Annotated in this window: 13 protein-coding genes; 9 read left to right on the top strand and 4 right to left on the bottom strand. The window is 60.7% G+C overall.

Annotation, left to right across the window (positions count from 1 at the left end; translation table 11 throughout):
* Positions 1 to 233: 233 nt before the first annotated feature.
* A complete protein-coding gene (locus GM79_RS17345; RefSeq protein ID WP_035566472.1) occupies positions 234 to 1,157 on the bottom strand; it encodes a flavin reductase family protein in 924 nt (307 codons plus the stop codon).
* A gap of 178 nt (positions 1,158 to 1,335) precedes the next feature.
* Between GM79_RS17345 and GM79_RS17340 the strand changes: the two genes are divergently transcribed.
* The 8 genes from GM79_RS17340 to acs all read left to right on the top strand — a co-directional run bounded on the left by GM79_RS17340 (position 1,336) and on the right by acs (position 12,612).
* Positions 1,336 to 1,758, top strand: coding sequence for a terminase gpP N-terminus-related DNA-binding protein (locus GM79_RS17340; protein WP_035566404.1), 423 nt, complete (start codon positions 1,336 to 1,338; stop codon positions 1,756 to 1,758).
* A 150-nt stretch (positions 1,759 to 1,908) separates the two neighbouring features.
* Entirely contained in the window at positions 1,909 to 3,447 is a 1,539-nt protein-coding gene (locus GM79_RS17335; protein ID WP_235184094.1) for a hypothetical protein, read from the top strand.
* Positions 3,448 to 3,499: 52 nt separating this feature from the next.
* The gene (locus GM79_RS17330; RefSeq protein ID WP_035566401.1) at positions 3,500 to 4,993 is read left to right on the top strand and encodes an MFS transporter; all 1,494 of its coding nucleotides are present in this window, start codon (positions 3,500 to 3,502) and stop codon (positions 4,991 to 4,993) included.
* A gap of 117 nt (positions 4,994 to 5,110) precedes the next feature.
* A complete protein-coding gene (locus GM79_RS17325) occupies positions 5,111 to 5,338 on the top strand; it encodes a hypothetical protein (protein ID WP_072008651.1) in 228 nt (75 codons plus the stop codon).
* A gap of 60 nt (positions 5,339 to 5,398) precedes the next feature.
* Entirely contained in the window at positions 5,399 to 8,224 is a 2,826-nt protein-coding gene (locus GM79_RS17320; protein ID WP_035566399.1) for a sensor histidine kinase, read from the top strand.
* 27 nt (positions 8,225 to 8,251) lie between these two features.
* Positions 8,252 to 8,629: a response regulator transcription factor gene (locus tag GM79_RS17315; RefSeq protein WP_035566397.1), complete on the top strand. Its 378-nt coding sequence runs from the start codon at positions 8,252 to 8,254 to the stop codon at positions 8,627 to 8,629.
* Positions 8,630 to 8,704: 75 nt separating this feature from the next.
* Positions 8,705 to 10,624, top strand: a complete 1,920-nt coding sequence (locus GM79_RS17310) for an AMP-binding protein (RefSeq protein ID WP_035566395.1) — start codon at positions 8,705 to 8,707, stop codon at positions 10,622 to 10,624.
* A 59-nt stretch (positions 10,625 to 10,683) separates the two neighbouring features.
* Positions 10,684 to 12,612 (top strand): acetate--CoA ligase, encoded by a 1,929-nt coding sequence (gene acs / locus GM79_RS17305; RefSeq protein ID WP_035566393.1) that lies wholly within the window; start codon positions 10,684 to 10,686, stop codon positions 12,610 to 12,612.
* A gap of 68 nt (positions 12,613 to 12,680) precedes the next feature.
* On the opposite strand, the gene GM79_RS17300 is transcribed toward acs, so the two are convergent.
* The 3 genes from GM79_RS17300 to GM79_RS17290 all read right to left on the bottom strand — a co-directional run bounded on the left by GM79_RS17300 (position 12,681) and on the right by GM79_RS17290 (position 16,245).
* Positions 12,681 to 14,165, bottom strand: coding sequence for an exonuclease domain-containing protein (locus GM79_RS17300; protein WP_035566391.1), 1,485 nt, complete (start codon positions 14,163 to 14,165; stop codon positions 12,681 to 12,683).
* Positions 14,166 to 14,479: 314 nt separating this feature from the next.
* A complete protein-coding gene (locus GM79_RS17295; RefSeq protein ID WP_051719005.1) occupies positions 14,480 to 14,956 on the bottom strand; it encodes a ferritin-like domain-containing protein in 477 nt (158 codons plus the stop codon).
* Between the two features lie 95 nt (positions 14,957 to 15,051).
* On the bottom strand, positions 15,052 to 16,245 hold the full coding sequence (locus tag GM79_RS17290) for an AI-2E family transporter (protein WP_081867843.1): 1,194 nt from the start codon (positions 16,243 to 16,245) through the stop codon (positions 15,052 to 15,054).
* Positions 16,246 to 16,429: 184 nt separating this feature from the next.
* On the opposite strand from GM79_RS17290, the gene GM79_RS17285 reads away from it, so the two are divergent.
* Positions 16,430 to 18,367 (top strand): DNA topoisomerase IV subunit B, encoded by a 1,938-nt coding sequence (locus tag GM79_RS17285; protein WP_035566388.1) that lies wholly within the window; start codon positions 16,430 to 16,432, stop codon positions 18,365 to 18,367.
* Positions 18,368 to 18,416 lie beyond the last annotated feature (49 nt).

The following is an 18,416-nucleotide window of genomic DNA, read 5'->3' as shown; positions in this document are numbered from 1 at the left end:
CGTGGCTTGTTGGCTTGGCGTTTCCAAACGCCGCCGTTCGCCCCCGTCTGGTCTCGTTGGGCCCGCGCGTCGGAGACGCGAAACCAGTGGGCAACGCGTCGGAGACGCGCGCCAGCAACGGAGTGCGTAAGTTCGACGCCCGACAGTTTCGATAGCAGGTTTCGGTTTGCCGCGCGTTTGGTGCACCTGGCCAGGGCCGGCGCGTTAGCCTGCGCATGGACTTTGAAATTGCTCTAATCGGGCCGGAGTAGCACCTTCCACGCTTCCACCAGCCGCCCTTCGGCCAGGAACTGGCGGCCCAGCTGCAGCAGCTGCTTCTTTAGCTCCGGGGCATCGGCGCGGTGCTTATTTAGCAGGTAGGCCACCATGGGCTCGGTTTGGAAGGCCTCGACCTGGGCGGGCGTGGGCAGGGCGTCGCGCTCGATGTTGGCCAGGCGGCCCAGCTCGTTGCCGGTGAGCACATCGGACGTGCGCAGGTGCTCGGGTAGCTGGTCGATGCCGATGCCGATGTGGCGGTTGGGCTTGGGCACTTCGAAGAGGCTGGTGCCGCTGGCCCGGCAATACCAGTCGCCACCGAGGCGGGCCACGGCGTCGAGCTTGAACGGGTCGATGCCGGAGGCGTCGGGCAGCAGAATATCGGCGCGGAAGTGGGCCCGCACCACCCGGCAGATGACGAGGTTGCCAGCGCCGTTGTTCTGGCCCAGCTCAATCACCTGCTCCACCACGCACTCAAACGCGGCCGGGGCTTCGGCCACGCGCGGCGGCCGCACCAGCTCGGAGGCCAGCTCGGTGAGACCGGCTTTGGTGAATTCGTTCACGCCTTTTTCGTACTCGGTGCTGGCCAGCGACAGCTGTTCCACCAAGGCGAAATCGCAGATGTTGATAACGACTTCGGGCACCTCACGCACGTTTTGCAGGGTGTGCTTCTGGCTGTTGTCGCGCACCCGGTTGGCCGGCGAAAATACCAGAATGGGCGGGTTGGAGCTGAAAGCGTTGAAGAAGCTGTACGGGCTCAGGTTCACCCGGCCTTCGGCGTCGATGGTGCTCGCGAAGGCCACCGGCCGCGGCGCCACCGCGCCCACCATAAACGGGTGCCACTGGCCGGGCGTGAGGTCGGAAGGGGTGAGGGAGTGAAAAACGCGTTCGGGAATGGACATAAGCAGGAGCGGAGCCGCTAAGAAATCAGTGAAATAACCGACCAAAGCTAGAGCCGTTTTGGGAATGCCCGCAAGCGGCTGGTAAGGCAAAGGAGCAACTGTGCCCGAATTTTGCTAAACTGCTATATGTTTGCTCAATTGATGTAGATTTAGGCGTTTTTCACCTGATAATTAGCTCATGACTCCGCCTACCTGCCCCAAATGCGAATCGATAGAGGCCACAAAAAGTGGCGTGGTGAACAACCGGCAGCGGTTTAAGTGTAAGAAATGCGGCTACCACTACACGGTTGCCAAAGTAGGCCGTGAAGTCGATAGCTACTACGTTATCAAGGCCCTGCAGCTTTATATTGAGGGCGTGAGCTACCGCGAGATTGAGCGGCTGCTGGGCGTGAGCCACGTGAGCGTGATGAACTGGGTGAAGAAGTACGGGGTGCGTGCCCCGCGCCAAACCGACTATCATCCGACCTATAAAATCATGAATCAGAGCGAACTGTCCGTATTTTTTCAAGTGCCCAGCAACCTGAAAGGCGCCGGGATGGTGGTGACGGAACTGGGCGATAAGTTCATGGTGATTCGCTGGGAGCGGTTTCGGGCGGGGTAGGACGGACGAAGCTATAGGCGCTTAGCAAAACGACTACTGCGGGTAGCTTACGGGGGGAGGCGGGTGCTATTTAGTGCTTGCTAATTCGGTGATGGTGCGTGTACCATCCTGTTTTAGTTAGTTTCCACCCTACTAAACCACTTTCCGCTTATGCGAATTACTCGCTACGCTTTGTCCCTGAGCGGCCTGCTGCTGGCCGCTACCGCCGCTTCGGCGCAAGTGCAGCCGCCGCCCTCCGGTAGCCAGCCGGTGCCACCACCCGCCGCGCCGGTCGCACCGCCCGCGCCGGTTGTTGCCACCGAATCAGTTCCCTACGGGCCGGGCATGAAGGTGAACATCTCGGCCGACGGCTCCAAGTACCTCCGGTTCATTACCTGGCATCAGGTGTACGCCCGCTACACCGAAAACAACACCGGCACCACGCGGGCCTCCGGCAAGCCGCAGAACAGCCAGTTCGACTTTGCCCTGCGTCGTTCGCGCGCCATCATTCTGGCCCAGCTCAACCCGCGTTTTCTGGTATACACGCACTTTGGTATCAACAACCAGACGGCCGTGAACGGGGGCGTTTCGGCCGCCGATGGCAAGAAGCCGCAGCTGTTCGTGCACGAGGCGGTGGTGGAATTCAAGGTGAACAAGTACCTGAACCTGGGCACTGGCATGCACTACCAGAACGGCCTTTCGCGCATGACGCGGTCGAGCACCCTCAACTTCCTGGCCATGGATGCGCCGATTACGAACTGGCCCACCATCGAGGCCATCGACCAGTTTGCCAGGGGAATCGGGGCCTACGCCAAGGGCCGCGTGGGCAAGCTCGACTACGCGCTGAGCGTGAACGAGTCGTTTCTGACCAATCAGACAGGAGGCTTCAGCACTCCGCTGGGGCTGGGCACTACTGACGTAGCCACGGCCACCAACCGGGGCACCAACACGGCGCAGTACAATCCCCAGGGTACCAACCACATCTACCAGGGTTACGTCAGCTACGAGCTGTTTGACCAGGAGTCCAACCTGCTGCCCTTCAACGTGGGCACTTACCTGGGCACCAAGCGGGTGCTGAATTTCGGCGGCGGCTTCTTCTACAACCAGGACGGGATGGTGTCGCGGCCGACCACGAGCGTGCTGGACGCGGCGGGTATTTCGGCCGCTGGTACGGGCATTGCCGCCTTCAACAACGCGGCCAACGGCGTGCAGAAGCACGACATCGGCTTGTGGTCGCTCGACGCCTTTTATGACACGCCGGTGAACAAGGAATCAGGCACGGCCTTCACCTTCTACGGCGTGTACTACAACTTCGACATGGGCCCGAACCACGTGCGCTTCATCGGCTTGGCCAACCCCGGCTACGGCATTGTATCGGGTGATGCTTCGCGCCGCGGCAATGCCGTGCCGCAGTCGGGTACCGGCCAGGTGGGCTACGCCCAGGCGGGCTTCCTGATGCCCAGAAACCTGCTGGGCCCCAAGCTGCGGGTGCAGCCCTACGCGGCGTATCAGCTGGCGGGCTACGAGGGCCTGAAGACGGCTTCCGGCGAGCAGCAGAACGTGAATATTTTCGACGGGGGAGCCAACTTCTACATCGATAGCCACAACGCCAAGTTCACCATCAACTACCGCGCCCGGCCCGACTTCACCAACGTGAACGACGTCAAATACCGCCCCGAAATCACCATGCAGACCCAGGTGTTTTTGTAGGCCCTGGATAGTCATTGAATCATTTACCGCACCCTTAACTCCCGCTTGAAAAATGGAAAAAATAGCTTCCCCCACGTTTGGGTCCCCGGCGGATACCGCGCTTACCCACGACAATAACCAGGTCGATTCCAAAACTATCTGGAAGGTCATCACGGCCTCGTCGGTGGGCACGGTCATCGAGTGGTACGACTTTTACATTTTTGGTTCGCTGGCGGCCATTATCGGCCCGGTGCTGTTTGGGCAGTCCGGCGACCTCACTAAGTCCCTGCTTGGGGCGCTGGCCATCTTTGGGGCGGGCTTTGTGGTGCGGCCGTTTGGGGCGGTATTTTTTGGCCGCATCGGCGATATGGTGGGTCGGAAATACACCTTTTTGGTAACGTTGCTCATCATGGGTGGGGCCACCTTTGTCACGGGCCTGATTCCGAGCTATGATTCCATTGGCATCGCGGCCCCCATCATCGTAGTGATTCTGCGCTTGCTGCAAGGGCTGGCATTGGGTGGCGAGTACGGCGGGGCAGCCACCTACGTGGCCGAATACGCCCCCGATGCCAAGCGCGGCTACTACACCAGCTTTATTCAGATTACGGCTACGGGTGGCCTCATCCTCAGTATCCTGGTTATTGTGATAACGCGCAAGGCAATTGGCGAAGCTGCCTTTAAGGACTGGGGCTGGCGCTTGCCGTTCCTGCTCTCGGGCGTGCTGGTTATTGCCTCGTACTACATCCGCAAGCAGCTGCACGAGTCGCCGCTGTTTGCCAAGGCCAAGGCCACCGGCACTACCAGCAAAAGCCCATTGCGCGACTCCTTCGTGAACCCCGTGAACCGCCGGCTGGTGCTCATCGCTCTCTTCGGCGTCACTATGGGCCAGGGCGTTATCTTCTACACCTCGCAGTTTCAGGCCTATTCGTTCATGAACAGCACCCTGAAGCTGGACATCGTGGATTCGAGCACCATTCTGGTTATCGCCATGCTGGTGGCCACGCCGCTCTTCATTTACTTCGGCTCGCTCTCTGACCGTATCGGGCGCAAGCGTATCATCATGACCGGCATGATTTGCGGGGCACTGTTCACCATTCCGCTCTTCCACGGCATTCAGGCCTACGCCGGGCCAATCAGCGAAATCACGCCGGCCACCGTAGACGCCGCCGGTAAGGCCGTGCCCGCCGTGATGAAAGCCCTGACGCCCAACATCCCCATGATGACGCTGCTCACTTTCCTGCTGGTGTTTTTCGTGACGATGGTGTACGGTCCCATTGCCGCCTATCTCGTGGAGTTGTTCCCCACCAGCGTGCGCTACACGTCGCTGTCGGTGCCCTACCACATCGGCAACGGCGTGTTTGGGGGCTTCGTGCCGCTCATTGCCACCTCTATCAGCGTGTGGGCCGCCGCCCAGCCAGCGGGGACCTTCGCCAACGACCATAAAAGCCTGCTGGGCCTCATTTACCCGGTTGTCATCGCCTTCATCTGCTTCTTTGTGGGCATGGCCTTGGTGCAGGATAAGCGCAACGTGAAGCTGATGGATGACCATTCATCGGCGGGCGCGTAAGAACCTGACAACGTTTCTTAAAAGCCGCTGGTCTGTTGGGCCAGCGGCTTTTCCGTTAAATTGGGGCCGGCCCGCGTCGGGTTGCGCCTCTTTTCCACTCACCAAAACCTGTATCCCATGCCAAGCCGCCCCGAGGACGTTGAAATTCGGCGGGGCCAACGGCTGCTATTCCTCACGGTGCTGTTTGGCGTGCTGCTTACCTATCCGCTGCTGGGCGCTTTCGACCACGACGCGCGCCCCGGCGGCATCCCGCTGCTCTACCTCTATATTTTGGGGCTCTGGATACTGCTGGTAGCCGTGACGGGTTATCTGGTTCGGAAAACGGACCAAAAACCCGAAGAATGAGGTGCCTGAAACGGGCCCATCCGAATTTTTGCCTTCTCGCCTGCACCTGTTCTGTTTACCATGTCCAAACTGCTCGTCGTTGCTTTTTCGTTCGGCTACCTGGCCCTGCTCTTTGGCGTGGCCTACGCCGCCGAGCGCCGGTCGGCCGCCCGCAAAAGCCTGGTGAGCAACCCCTACGTTTACGCCCTGAGCATGGCCGTGTACTGCACGGCCTGGACGTATTACGGCAGCGTGGGCCGCGCCGCTAACCACGGCCTGGAGTTCGTTAGTATTTACATTGGGCCCACGCTGCTGGCGCCGGCCTGGTGGCTGGTGCTGCGCAAAATTATCCGGGTGTGCCGGCAGCAGCGGCTCACGTCCATTGCCGACTTTATTTCGGCCCGCTACGGCAAAAGCACTGCCCTGGGCGCCCTGGTTACCGTGGTGTGCGTGCTGGGCATCGTGCCCTACATCGCCCTGCAAATCAAGGCCATCGCCATGTCCTTCGTGACCATGACGGGCGGGGCCGGGCCCGAAGGCACGCCGCCGGCTACGGCGTTCTATACCACCGGGGCGCTGGCCGTGTTCACCATCTTCTTTGGGGTGCGCTCAGTAGAAGCCACCGAGCGCCACGAAGGCATGGTGCTGGCCGTGGCGCTGGAAAGCGTGCTGAAGCTGGTGGCCTTTTTGGCAGTGGGGATTTTCGTGACTTTTGGCCTTTTTGGGGGCTTTCGCGACTTGTTTGACCAGGCGGCGGCGGTGCCCGCGCTGCGGCAGCTCTTCACCCTGCAAGGGGCGGGCGTCAGCAGTACCGGCTGGCTCACGCTGCTGGTGCTGAGCATGTCGGCCGTGCTGCTGCTGCCACGCCAGTTCCAAGTGTCGGTAGTCGAGAATGTAGACGAGAATCACCTGCGCAAGGCCATGTGGCTGTTTCCGCTCTACCTCATCGTCATCAATATTTTCGTGTTGCCCATTGCGTTTGGGGGCATGCTTAAGCTTGGCGGCAGTGGCATCGATGCCGATACGTTTGTGCTGGCGCTGCCGCTGGCCGCGGGGCATTCGTGGCTGGCGCTGCTCACGTACTTGGGCGGGCTTTCGGCGGCCAGCAGCATGATTATCGTGGAGACCATTGCCCTGAGCGTGATGATGAGCAACCACTTGCTTATGCCGCTGCTGGTGCGGGTGCCCGCCGCCCAGCCCAAGCTGCAAACCCGCTGGTTTGCCTACCTGGGCCGGGTGGCGCTGCAAAGCCGCCGGCTGGCCGTAGTGTTGGTGCTGCTGCTGGCCTACGGCTATTACGCCGAGGTGGGCAAGCTGCTGCCGCTGGTGAACACCGGGCTGGTGTCGTTTGCGGCGGTGGCGCAGTTCGTGCCCGCCGTGCTGGGCGGCCTGTACTGGAAAGGCGGCACGCGGCGCGGGGCCACGGCCGGCCTGCTGGCGGGCTTCGGCGTCTGGTTTTTCACGCTGGTGCTGCCCACGATGGTGGGGCCGGGCAAGCTCCCGGAGTCCATTCTGACGGAAGGAGTGGGGGGACTTGCCGGGCTGCGGCCTTTTGCCTTGTTTGGGCTCGAAGGCCTGGATTACCTGTCGCATGGCCTGTTTTGGAGCTGGTTTTTCAACATTGGCTTGTACCTGGGCGTGTCGCTGGCCCAGCCGCCTACCGCGCTGGAGCTGCGGCAGGCCGACGTGTTCGTGGACGTGTTTCAGCGCCGAAGTCTGGCCGAGGAAGTCGCCGGCTGGCAGGGCCGCACCCCGTACCCCGACGTGCGCGCGCTGCTGCTGGGTTTCCTGGGAAAAAAGCGCACCAACCAGGCCCTGCGCGCTTTCGGCACACGCTTTCCCGATGCCCTTCCCTCAACCCAGCAACAGGAGCAGCAGCAGGAAGGAGAGCTTACGCCGCCGCTCCGCCACTCCGTCACGCTTCCCGCCGACCCGCGCTTGCTGACCTACGCCGAGAAGCTGCTGGCCGGCAGCCTGGGCCCGGCCTCGGCCCGGATACTGGTGGCCTCGGTGGCCGGAGCCGAGCAAATAAACTACGACAACGTGGTGGGCATGCTCCGCGAAAGCCAGCAGCTGCTCGAAGCCAACCGCCAGCTGCAGAAGCAGTCGCGCCAGCTCCAGCGCCTCAGCGACGAGCTGCGCCAAGCCTACGACCAGCTTCAGGCCCTGGACCAGCGCAAGGACGAATTCCTCTACACCGTGACGCACGAGCTGCGCACGCCGCTCACCAGCATTCGGGCCCTGGCCGAAATCCTGGCCGACAACCCCGACCTGGACGAGGCTGAGCGCCAGCGCTTTCAGCTCACCATCAGCCGCGAGGCCGAACGCCTGACCCGCCTCATTTCCCTGGTGCTCGACCTGGAGAAGTTTGAGTCGGGCCAAGCCACGCTGGAGCGCCTGCCCATGGCCGTGCCCGAGCTGCTGACGGAGGCCGTGGAAGCCGTGGGCCAGCTGTTGCGCGACCGGCAAATCGGCTTGGAAATCGACCTGCCCGCGCACGTTCCCGCTCTGCCCGGCGACCGCGACCGGCTGATGCAGGTGCTGGTCAACCTGCTCTCGAATGCCATTAAAGCCTGTCGGGCCGACGGGTCGGGCCGCATTCGGCTGGCCGTGACGTATGCGCCGGCTTTGGGCGCGCATGCCGAAAGCATTACCCTGGTAGTGGCCGACAACGGTAAGGGCATCGCGGCGGCCGAGCAGGAGCATATTTTCGAGAAATTTTTCCAGGCCCGCAACCAAACCACCCGTAAGCCCGAAGGCACCGGTCTGGGCCTGGCCATTACCAAAAAAATTATCGACCTGCACCACGGCCGGCTGTGGGTGGAAAGCCAACCCGACCAGGGCGCGGCCTTCTTCGTAGCGCTGCCCCTGGCAAGCATTCCCGAACCTACCCCGCAGCTCGCCTGATTTCCCTCCCCCTGCCACCCACAAGCCATGAAAACTCCCCACATTCTCATTGTTGACGACGAACCCAACATCGTGATGTCACTCGAATTTCTGATGCGCAAAAACGGCTACCAGGTGGGCATTGCCCGCAACGGCACCGAAGCCCTGGCCGCCATCGCCCAAACGCCCTACGACCTGGTGCTGCTCGATATTATGATGCCCGACGTGGACGGCTACCAGGTGTGCCGCGAGCTGCGCCAGCGCCCCGACCGGGCCGGCACCAAAGTCATTTTCCTGTCGGCCAAAAGCCGCGAGGCCGATATTAAAAAAGGGTACGAAGTGGGAGCCGACCTGTATATTCCCAAACCCTTCAGCACCCGCCAGCTAATGGAAAAAGTGCGGGAGCTGCTGGCCCTTTCGGCCTGAAACCGGTCCTGCACTCCAGCGCTGAAAATGCGTCCGCACATTCTCCCTGCCCATTCTCACCCAATCCCACCCGCCATGAAAACCGCCTGTTCCTACGCTACCACTTATGCCGCCAGCCTGGCCGACCCCGCCGCCTTCTGGCTGGCCCAGGCCCAGCTGCTGCAGTGGCACACGCCCCCCGGCGAAGCCATTATTCAGGATGCCAACGGGTTTTACCGGTGGTTTAATCAGGGCACGCTGAACACCTCTTATCTATGCCTGGATTACCAGGTGCAGGAAGGACGCGGCCCGCAGCCGGCCCTGATTTACGACTCACCCGTGACCAGCACCCAGCGCACCTACACCTACAGCGAGCTGCTGGAAATGACGGCGCGTTTTGCCGGCGGCCTGCGCAAATTGGGCGTGGCCCTCGGCGACCGGGTAATCATCTACATGCCCAATTTGCCCGAAGCCGTGGTTGCCATGCTGGCCTGCGCGCGCATTGGGGCCGTGCATTCGGTGGTGTTTGGTGGGTTTGCGCCCCACGAGCTGGCCGTACGCATCGACGACGCCCGGCCCCGTGCCATCGTGTGCGCTTCGGGCGGAATGGAATTTGACCGCGTGATTCCCTACAAGCCGCTCGTGGACGAGGCCCTGGCCCTGGCCACGCACCAGCCGGCGCATGTGGTGGTGCTGCAGCGCGATTTCGTGACGGCCGAGCTGCAACCCAAACGGGACGTCGACTATCAGGAATTGCTGCGGGCGGCGCCCGTGGCGGCCGTGCCGGTGCCGGCCACGCATCCGCTCTACATTCTGTACACCAGCGGCACCACCGGCCGGCCCAAGGGCGTGGTGCGCGACCACGGCGGCCACGCGGTGGCCCTACTGTTCAGCATGAGAACGGTTTACGGCCTGGCGCCGGGCGAAACCATGTTTGCGGGCTCGGATATTGGCTGGGCGGTGGGGCACTCCTACATCGTGTACGGGCCTTTGCTGCAAGGCTGCACCTCGGTTTTGTTTGAGGGCAAGCCGGTGCGCACACCCAACGCGGGCACCTTCTGGCGTCTCATCGAGCAGCACCAGGTCAACGTCGTGTTCACGGCTCCCACGGCCATTCGGGCCATCAAAAAAGAAGACCCCGAAGGCCTGCTGGCTCGGCCCTACGACCTGAGCAGCCTGCGCCAGCTCTTCCTGGCCGGCGAGCGCTGCGACCCCGCCACCTACACCTGGGCCGGCCAGCTGCTCGGCGTGCCCGTGGTAGACCACTGGTGGCAAACCGAATCGGGCTGGCCCATGCTGGCCACGCTGGTGGGCCTGGAAGAGATGCCGCCGCCCCGCGCTGGCAGCGCCGGCTTCCCCGTGCCGGGCTACGATATTCAGATTCTGGACGAAGAAGGCTTGCCCGTGCCCCCCGGCGTTACCGGCCTGGTGGCGGTGCGGCTGCCGCTGCCGCCGGGCTGCTTCCCCACGCTGTGGAACGACGACGCGCGTTTTCGGGAAAGCTACCTCCAGCCGTTTCCGGGCTATTATTTCAGTGGCGATGGCGGCTACCGCGACGCCGACGGCTATTGCTACATCATGGGCCGGGTCGATGATGTCATCAACGTGGCCGGGCACCGCCTGAGCACCGGCGAAATGGAGGAGATTCTGGCCGCGCACCCAGCCGTGGCCGAGTGCGCCGTGCTGGGCATCGTTGATGCACTTCGCGGGCAGGTACCCATTGGCCTGGTGGTGCTCAAAGACGGCCACGTAGCAGGGGAGGAGTCCCTGGAGCGGGAGCTGGTGAGCCGCGTGCGCGCGCTCATTGGCGCGCTGGCCTGCTTTCGCGCGGTGTTGGTCGTCAAGCGGTTGCCCAAAACCCGTTCGGGTAAAATCCTGCGCAAAACCCTGCGGCAACTGGCCGATGGCGAAGACTTTCTTCTGCCCGCTACCATTGACGACCCAACGATTCTTGACGAAATCGGCGCTGATTTTCGGCGTCGGGCCATCGGGCTTGCTTTTGAGAGGACGGCGTAAACAATTTTCGTTGCCCTGCTTCACAAACTTTATTTCTGCACCAAACCAAACACTCCAATATGGCTGAAACTACCTCCGTGCACGCCCGCGTTCGCACCCTCGAAGAATACCACACGGCCTATCAAGAGTCGATAGCCGACCCCGACGCCTTTTGGGCCGCGGCGGCCGCGCCCTTCACCTGGCACCGCAAGTGGGACACCGTGCGCGGTGGGCAGTTTTCGCCCGAAGGCCAGAGCACCTGGTTCGATGGCGCCACGCTCAACATCACCGAAAACTGCCTCGACCGCCACCTCGAACAGCGCGCCAACAAGCTGGCCATTATCTTCGAGCCCAACGACCCGCGCACCCGCCACCTGCGCCTGACCTACCGCGAGCTGCACACGCAAGTGTGCGAAATGGCCAACGTGCTCAAGAAGAACGGCGTGCGAAAAGGCGACCGGGTAGTGCTCTACCTGCCCATGATTCCGCAGCTGGCCATTGCGGTGCTGGCCTGCGCCCGCATCGGGGCGGTGCACGGCGTGGTGTTCGCCGGCTTCTCGGCCGCCGCCATTGCCGACCGCATCAACGACGCGCAGGCGTCCTTCGTCATCACGGCCGACGCCCTGGAGCGCGGGGCCAAGCAAATTCCGGTCAAAAGCGTGGTGGATGAAGCTTTGGCGCAGTGCCCGTCGGTGCGGCGCGTGCTGGTGGTGGAGCATACCGGCTGGCCCGTGGAAATGGTGCCCGACCGCGACGTCTGGTTTCACGAGGAAGTGCTGGAAGTGGACAAGCACTGCCCCGCCGAAGTTATGGCGGCCGAAGACCCGCTCTTTATTCTGTACACCAGCGGCAGCACCGGCAAGCCCAAGGGCGTGGTGCACACGCAGGCCGGCTACATGGTGTGGGCCGATTACACGTTCCGCAACGTATTTCAGGTGGAGGAAAACGACGTGTACTGGTGCACGGCCGACATTGGCTGGGTCACGGGCCATACCTACGGGCTGTACGGCCCGCTACTCGCTGGCAGCACCACGCTGCTGTTCGAGGGCGTGCCCACGTTCCCGTCGCCCGGCCGGTTCTGGGAGGTAATTGACAAGCACCACGTCACCATTTTCTACACCGCGCCCACGGCCATCCGCTCGCTCATGGCCGCGCCCATCGACCACGTGCTGGCGTACTCGCTGAGTAGTTTGCGCATCCTGGGCTCGGTGGGCGAGCCCATCAACGAGGAAGCCTGGCACTGGTACCACCAGCACGTGGGCAAGGGCCGCTGCCCCATCGTGGATACGTGGTGGCAAACCGAAACCGGGGGCATCATGATTTCGGCCATGGCGGGCATTACGCCCTCGGTGCCGGCGCGGGCGGGCCTGCCGCTGCCCGGCGTGCAGCCCGTGCTGCTGAACCAGGACGGGACCGAAATCGAAGGCAACGACCAGGAAGGCTACCTCGCCATAAAGGGCAGCTGGCCGGGCGTCATCCGCACCACCTGGGGCGACCACGCCCGCGCCCAGCAAACGTATTTTCAGCCCTATCCCGGCTATTATTTCACCGGCGACGGCGCCCGGCGCGACGCTCAGGGCCTCTACCGCATCATCGGCCGCGTCGATGACGTTATCAACGTGAGCGGGCACCGCTTCGGCACTGCCGAAATCGAAAGCGCCATCAACGAAAGCGAGTTTGTGGTCGAAAGTGCCGTGGTGGGCTACCCGCACGACGTGAAAGGCCAGGGCATCTACGCCTACGTCATCTGCCAGAACGGCCTACCGACCACTGATATCGACATTCAGCGCACCGAAGCCAGCATTATCGAAGCCGTGGTCGCCCATATCGGCCGCATCGCCAAACCCGACAAAATTCAGCTTGTTTCGGGCCTACCCAAAACCCGCTCCGGCAAAATCATGCGCCGCATCCTGCGCAAAGTCGCCGAGGGCGAAACCAGCAACCTGGGTGACGTAACCACGCTGCTCGACCCGTTGGTGGTGGATGAAATCGTGGCCGGGAGGAAGTAGCCCGTTTGGTTTTAGTTGTCAGTTGTCAGTCAGGCACTCGCTTGTACTGACAACTGACAACTAAAAACTCACCCAAACACCTTCACCCGCTCGCCCTTGTGCTTGGTGCGCAGGTGCAGGCGGATAATCTGCTGAATGTCCTTGTTATCATTATAAGGCTTAATGACGTCGCGGAAATCGGCCAGCTTGCGGGCTGTGAATGTCTCGTCCACGTACCCAAAGCCGCGGTAGCTGCCGTTCTCGACCAGCACGATGGTTTTTTCCAGCTCGGTGCGGCCCTCGCCAATCACCACGAAGGTTTCGTGCTCGTAGCTGATGCTGTCGATGGCTTCGTCCACGCGCAGGTTGTAGCTCTCGGGCGGCTCCAGGCCCACGCAGGCGCCCTGGCAGTGGTGTACCTGGTAGTCGAAGCAGGCGCCCTGCGTTTTGTAGAGGCCGCACAGCTTCTGGCAGAGGTTGTGCTTGGCCACTTTGTGGTACAGAAATCCCTGCGCTTTGTACTGGTTGCCCAGCGCGATGATGGGAATTTCGGCGTTGCGGGCATCGGCGCGGCCGTAGGCCAGGCGTTTGTAGCCCTGCTCATCAACGCGCAGGTAGATGCCGGCCGGAAACACCGAGCGTCGCTGCGCCCGGTTGTAGGCCGGCTTCATCAGCTTAATCAGGTGCGACTCGTAGAGCAGCGCCACCAGCTCCGAGCCCGTAAGCTCCCAGGTAATATCGGCAATGGAATTCTTGAATTCCAGGCTTTTGCGCGACTTTACATCCACGGCAAAATGCTGCTGAATGCGCTTGTAGATGTTGATGCTCTTGCCCACGTAAATGACCTCGCCGGCCTCGTTGTGGAAATAGTACACGCCTGTGGCCTGCGGCAGGCTGGCCACCAGCGCCGCCGAAACCAGCGGCGGCATCAGCGCCTCCTTTATGGCCGACTGTACCGCCGCCACGCGCTTAGGCGAAGGCGCCTTGGTACCATCGGGCCGGCGGCCGGCCGGGGCCAGGGCATCCACGCGGGACAGGGTGTGGCTGGTGTCCTGGCCGTGGGGCAGGTTTTCGCTCTCGGTCGTGATTTTGAGGAGCCGGCCGAAGAGTACGGCCGTGGCGTGGGCATCGCCGGCGGCGCGGTGGCGGTTTTCGAGCGGAATGCCGATATTCTGGCACAGCTTGCCCAGGCTGTAGCTCGGCTGGCCCGGAATGAGTGAGCGGCTCAGGCGCACCGTGCACAGGGTTTTGCGCGAGTAGTTATAGCCCAGGTCGGCAAATTCCTTCTTCAGAAACGAGTAGTCAAACCGCACGTTGTGGGCCACAAAAACGCAGCCCTCCGTCATTTCCACCACCTTGCGCGCCACTTCGTGGAACTTGGGCGCGTCGCTCACCATATCGTTGGTGATGCCCGTGAGCTGGCTGATAAACGGCGGAATGGCCCGGCCGGGGTTGAGCAGCGTCGCGTACTCGTCCACGATTTTCTCGCCATCGTGAATGTAGATGGCAATTTCGGTGATGCGGTCCTGGGTGGGCTGCCCGCCGGTGGTTTCAAGGTCGATAATGGCGTACAAATCGCGGGGCCGGGAAGGTGGTCGAAAATTGGGCTGTTGGCTGGTAGGTTGTTAGTTGCCAGTTGCCAGCGGTTCATCAGTGACTTAACACCAAAGCAAATAGTTGAGTAGAGGCTACTAAATCCTCTGAAAACCGAAAACTAACAACCAGCAACTAAGTTGCTATCCGGTTCAGAACAGTTCGCTAACAAACTTAGCCAGGCAGAAGGTTGCAAAGAAAAAAGGCAGCCGTTTAAGGCTGCCTTTTTTCTTTGTCGCAGAGTCGGAAGTCACGCTCTTGAAATACCCGTTACGACAGCAAATTTGAAAGCTAACTAATTAGCCATGCTGCTTTTCTGCTGGGTAGCCCAGTTTTTGGCCTCAAGCACCTTGCTGTGTTGCTGCTCAAGCACGCTCTTGGCTTCGCCGGATAGGTTTGGGGTCTGCAGAGCTTTTTCGTAAGCTTCGAGCGCAATGGCGTCGCCGGTTTCGCACTCGCCCAGAATGGCCGAATCGTCCTGGCCGGTGATGGCCGATTTCAGGTTAATCCAGCCGCGGTGCACGGTTGCAGCGGCATCGGTTAGCACGCCTTGCACGGTCGTAGTATCCTCGGGGTTCGCGCCGTGCTGCTTGGCATGTTGCGTGAGCTCGGAAGCAAACTGAGCGCGCTGCTGCGAAAACCGGCTGAGCTCGGCTTTCAACTGGGGATTAGTTACACCCTCGGCGGCTTCCTGGTAGCCTTTGGCACCGGTTTTATTGATTTCAACCAGGTTGTTGTAAGCGTCAGCGGTGGTTTCGTTGGTGGTAGCCATGTGGTTTTAATAAGTCTTAGTGAAAAGGAAAGTATTGTAATCTATACTGCTATGCGGGCCGCAGGGTTGCATAAAATGCCTGGCCACGCACGCGGCTACATGCGTTTTATCATGCGCCAAGCCTTGCCCAAAAAGCTTGGTGTAGCCCCCGAAGTATCCTGCTTGCTATCCTCACCATCTGTAACGTCGCCCAGCAAAAAGCCCCAGGGCTCGGTGGTTTTATTCGAGTCAAACACCACCTTGAGCACCGCCACCAACGGGATGCTCAGTATCATGCCCGGCGTGCCCCACAGCTCGCCGCCCAAAATCAGCGCCACGATGGCGGCCATGGGATTGATGCTCACTTTGGAGCCCGTAATCATGGGCGTGATGAAGTTGCCCTCCAGAAACTGCACCACCAAAAATACGCCCACCACGGCCGCCGCCTTGGCGGGCGAACCGGTTTCGACCAGCGTAATAAGGGCCGGAATGGTGGCCCCCACCAGAATGCCGATGTAGGGAATAACCGCCAGCACCGAGGCGAAAATGGCAAAAAAGATGGCGAATTTTACGCCTAGCACCAGCAGTCCGATGCCGTTGAGCACCGCCACAATCACAATCACCATGAGCAGGCCCGAGATATAGGCCTGAATCACGCTCTGAATGTTGTCCATCGTATGCAGCACGGCCGTGCGCTTGTCCGGCGCCACAAAGCGGAACATGAACTGCCGCATGTGGTCGCGGTAGTACAGGAAGCAGAAAATATAGATGGGCACCAGCGTGAGCACGCTCAGCACCCCAGCCGTGGTGCTGAGCGTGCTGCCCAGAAACCCGCCGGCCGACTTTTTGGCCGTGCTGAGCGAGGAGGTAATCAACTCGTCTTTGCTCATCACCCGCATTCCGAACCGGTCGTGCAGCCACTGCTGGCCCTGGTCGAAAAATACCACCAGCTTTTTCTGAATCAGGGGAAGCTCGGCCTGCAAATCCAGAATCTGACTACCAAATATTACTATCAACCCGGCGATGCCGCCAATCAACAGCAGCAGCGCCGTGATAATAGCTAACAGGCGCGGCCAGTTCTTCGATTCGAGCTTGCTCACCAGCGGCAGCAGCAGCGTGGACAGCAGCGCCGCGAAAAACAGGGGCAGCAGAATTCCATCGAGCTTGTGCAGCACAAAGACTAGCAGCGACAGGCCAATGAGTAGAAACGTGTAGTGCACCACCGGCGCCAGCTTGGCTTCGGGCACGGCTCCGCTTTGCTGAGAAACATTGGAGCGCGGCGAGCCACGATTGATTAGAGGGGGAAACATGCGAAGGGGAATAAATGAAGAAAGAAGAGAACCGGCCGAAGCATTTTTAGTGAACCGGCGGCCGGAAGGCGATGTTGGAAGCTAAATAAATTAGTGCGTTGGTGCTAAAAGAGCTGGCAATTTTTCTTGCCCTGACGCTATTTTGTACGTTATTTTACCCAAAAAACCGGACAACAGTTGCCCCATGAACGACGCCCCCGAAACGGAAGCCCACGAAGTACAAGTCAAAGCCGCCGACCACGGCTATAACGAAGACAGCATCCGTTCCCTGGACTGGCGCGAACACATCCGGTTGCGGCCCGGTATGTATATCGGCAAACTGGGCGACGGCTCGGCCTACGACGACGGCATCTACGTGCTGGTGAAAGAAGTGGTCGATAACTGCATCGACGAACATGTGATGGGCCACGGCCGCACCATCGATATCAAGATTTCGGACTCCCGGGTGCAGGTGCGGGACTACGGCCGCGGCATTCCGCTGGGCAAGGTGGTGGACGTGGTGAGTAAAATCAACACCGGGGGCAAGTACGATTCCAAGGTGTTTCAGAAGTCGGTGGGCCTCAATGGGGTAGGTACTAAGGCCGTGAATGCCCTGAGCGGCTACTTTCTGGTGCAGAGCGTGCGCGAAGGCGTGATGAAAGCCGCCGAGTTTGCCCAGGGCAAGCTCGTGAGCGACCCCAAAGCTCAGAAAACCAGTCAGCGCAACGGCACCCTGGTCACGTTCCAGCCCGACGATACGATTTTCAAGAACTACCGCTTCATTCCGGAATACCTCGAAAATCAAATCTGGAACTACGTTTACCTCAACGCCGGCCTCACCATCAACTTCAACGGCCAGAAGTACTACTCCGAGAACGGCCTGCTCGACCTGCTTTCCCGCAAGGCCGATGTGGAGCACCTGCGCTACCCCATTATCCACCTCAAGGCCCCGGACATTGAGATGGCCATGACGCACGGCAACGACTACGGCGAGGAGTACTATTCCTTTGTCAATGGCCAGTATACCACGCAGGGCGGCACGCACTTAGCGGCTTTTCGTGAAGCGGTGGTTAAAGCTGTGCGCGAGTTTTATAAGAAGGATTACGATGCAGCCGATATCCGGGCCAGCATCATTGCCGCCATTTCGGTGCGGGTGCAGGAACCCGTGTTCGAGAGCCAGACCAAAACCAAGCTCGGCAGCGTGAACATGGGCGAGGACGGGCCTTCGGTGCGCGGCTTCATCGTGGATTTCGTGAAGGAGCATCTTGACAACTACCTGCACAAAAACCAGCTGGTGGCCGAAGCCCTGCGCAAGCGCATCGAGCAGAGCGAGCGGGAGCGCAAGGACATGGCCGGCGTGAAAAAACTAGCCAACCAGCGCGCCAAAAAAGCCAACCTGCACAACCGCAAGCTGCGCGACTGCCGTTTCCACTTGGGCGAAAATGCCAAGGACGGCGCCGAAAAAGAGCTGCTCACCACGCTCTTCATCACCGAGGGCGACTCGGCCTCGGGCAGCATCACCAAAAGCCGCAACGTGGAGCTGGAGGCCGTGTTCAGCCTGCGCGGCAAGCCGCTGAACTGCTTCGGCCTGAAAAAGAAAATTGTGTATGAAAACGAGGAGTTGAACCTGCTTCAGCACGCCCTCAACATTGAAGAAGGTATTGAGCACCTGCGCTACAACCGCGTGGTGGTGGCCACCGATGCCGACGTGGACGGCATGCACATCCGCCTGCTGCTGCTCACCTTCTTCCTCCAGTTTTTCCCGGATTTGGTGCGCAACGGCCACGTCTTCATCCTCGAAACGCCACTGTTCCGCGTGCGCAACAAGAAGGAAACCATCTATTGCTACAACGAAGGCGAGAAGCAGGCCGCCATGCGCAAGCTGGGCAAGAACCCCGAAATCACGCGCTTTAAAGGCTTGGGCGAAATTTCACCGGATGAGTTTGGCAAATTCATCGGTGATAATATCAAGCTCGAACCCGTCATTTTGCAGTCCGACCGCAGTATTCAGCAGGTGCTGACTTACTATATGGGCAAGAATACACCCGACCGCCAGAATTTTATCATCGACAATCTCCGCCTCGAAAAAGACTTGGTTACCAGCGACGTGCTGCCGGTGGCGGAAGTGGTAGAAGCCGATTGACCCGATGCTGACGGGCCGTTCGGTGACTTGGCCAACCTGCTGAACTATG

The sequence above is a fragment of the Hymenobacter sp. IS2118 genome (genome assembly GCF_000715495.1).
In the GTDB taxonomy this organism is placed as follows: domain Bacteria; phylum Bacteroidota; class Bacteroidia; order Cytophagales; family Hymenobacteraceae; genus Hymenobacter.
The sequence above is the reverse complement of the archived record's forward strand: the minus strand, read 5'-3'. Positions and strand labels throughout refer to the sequence as shown.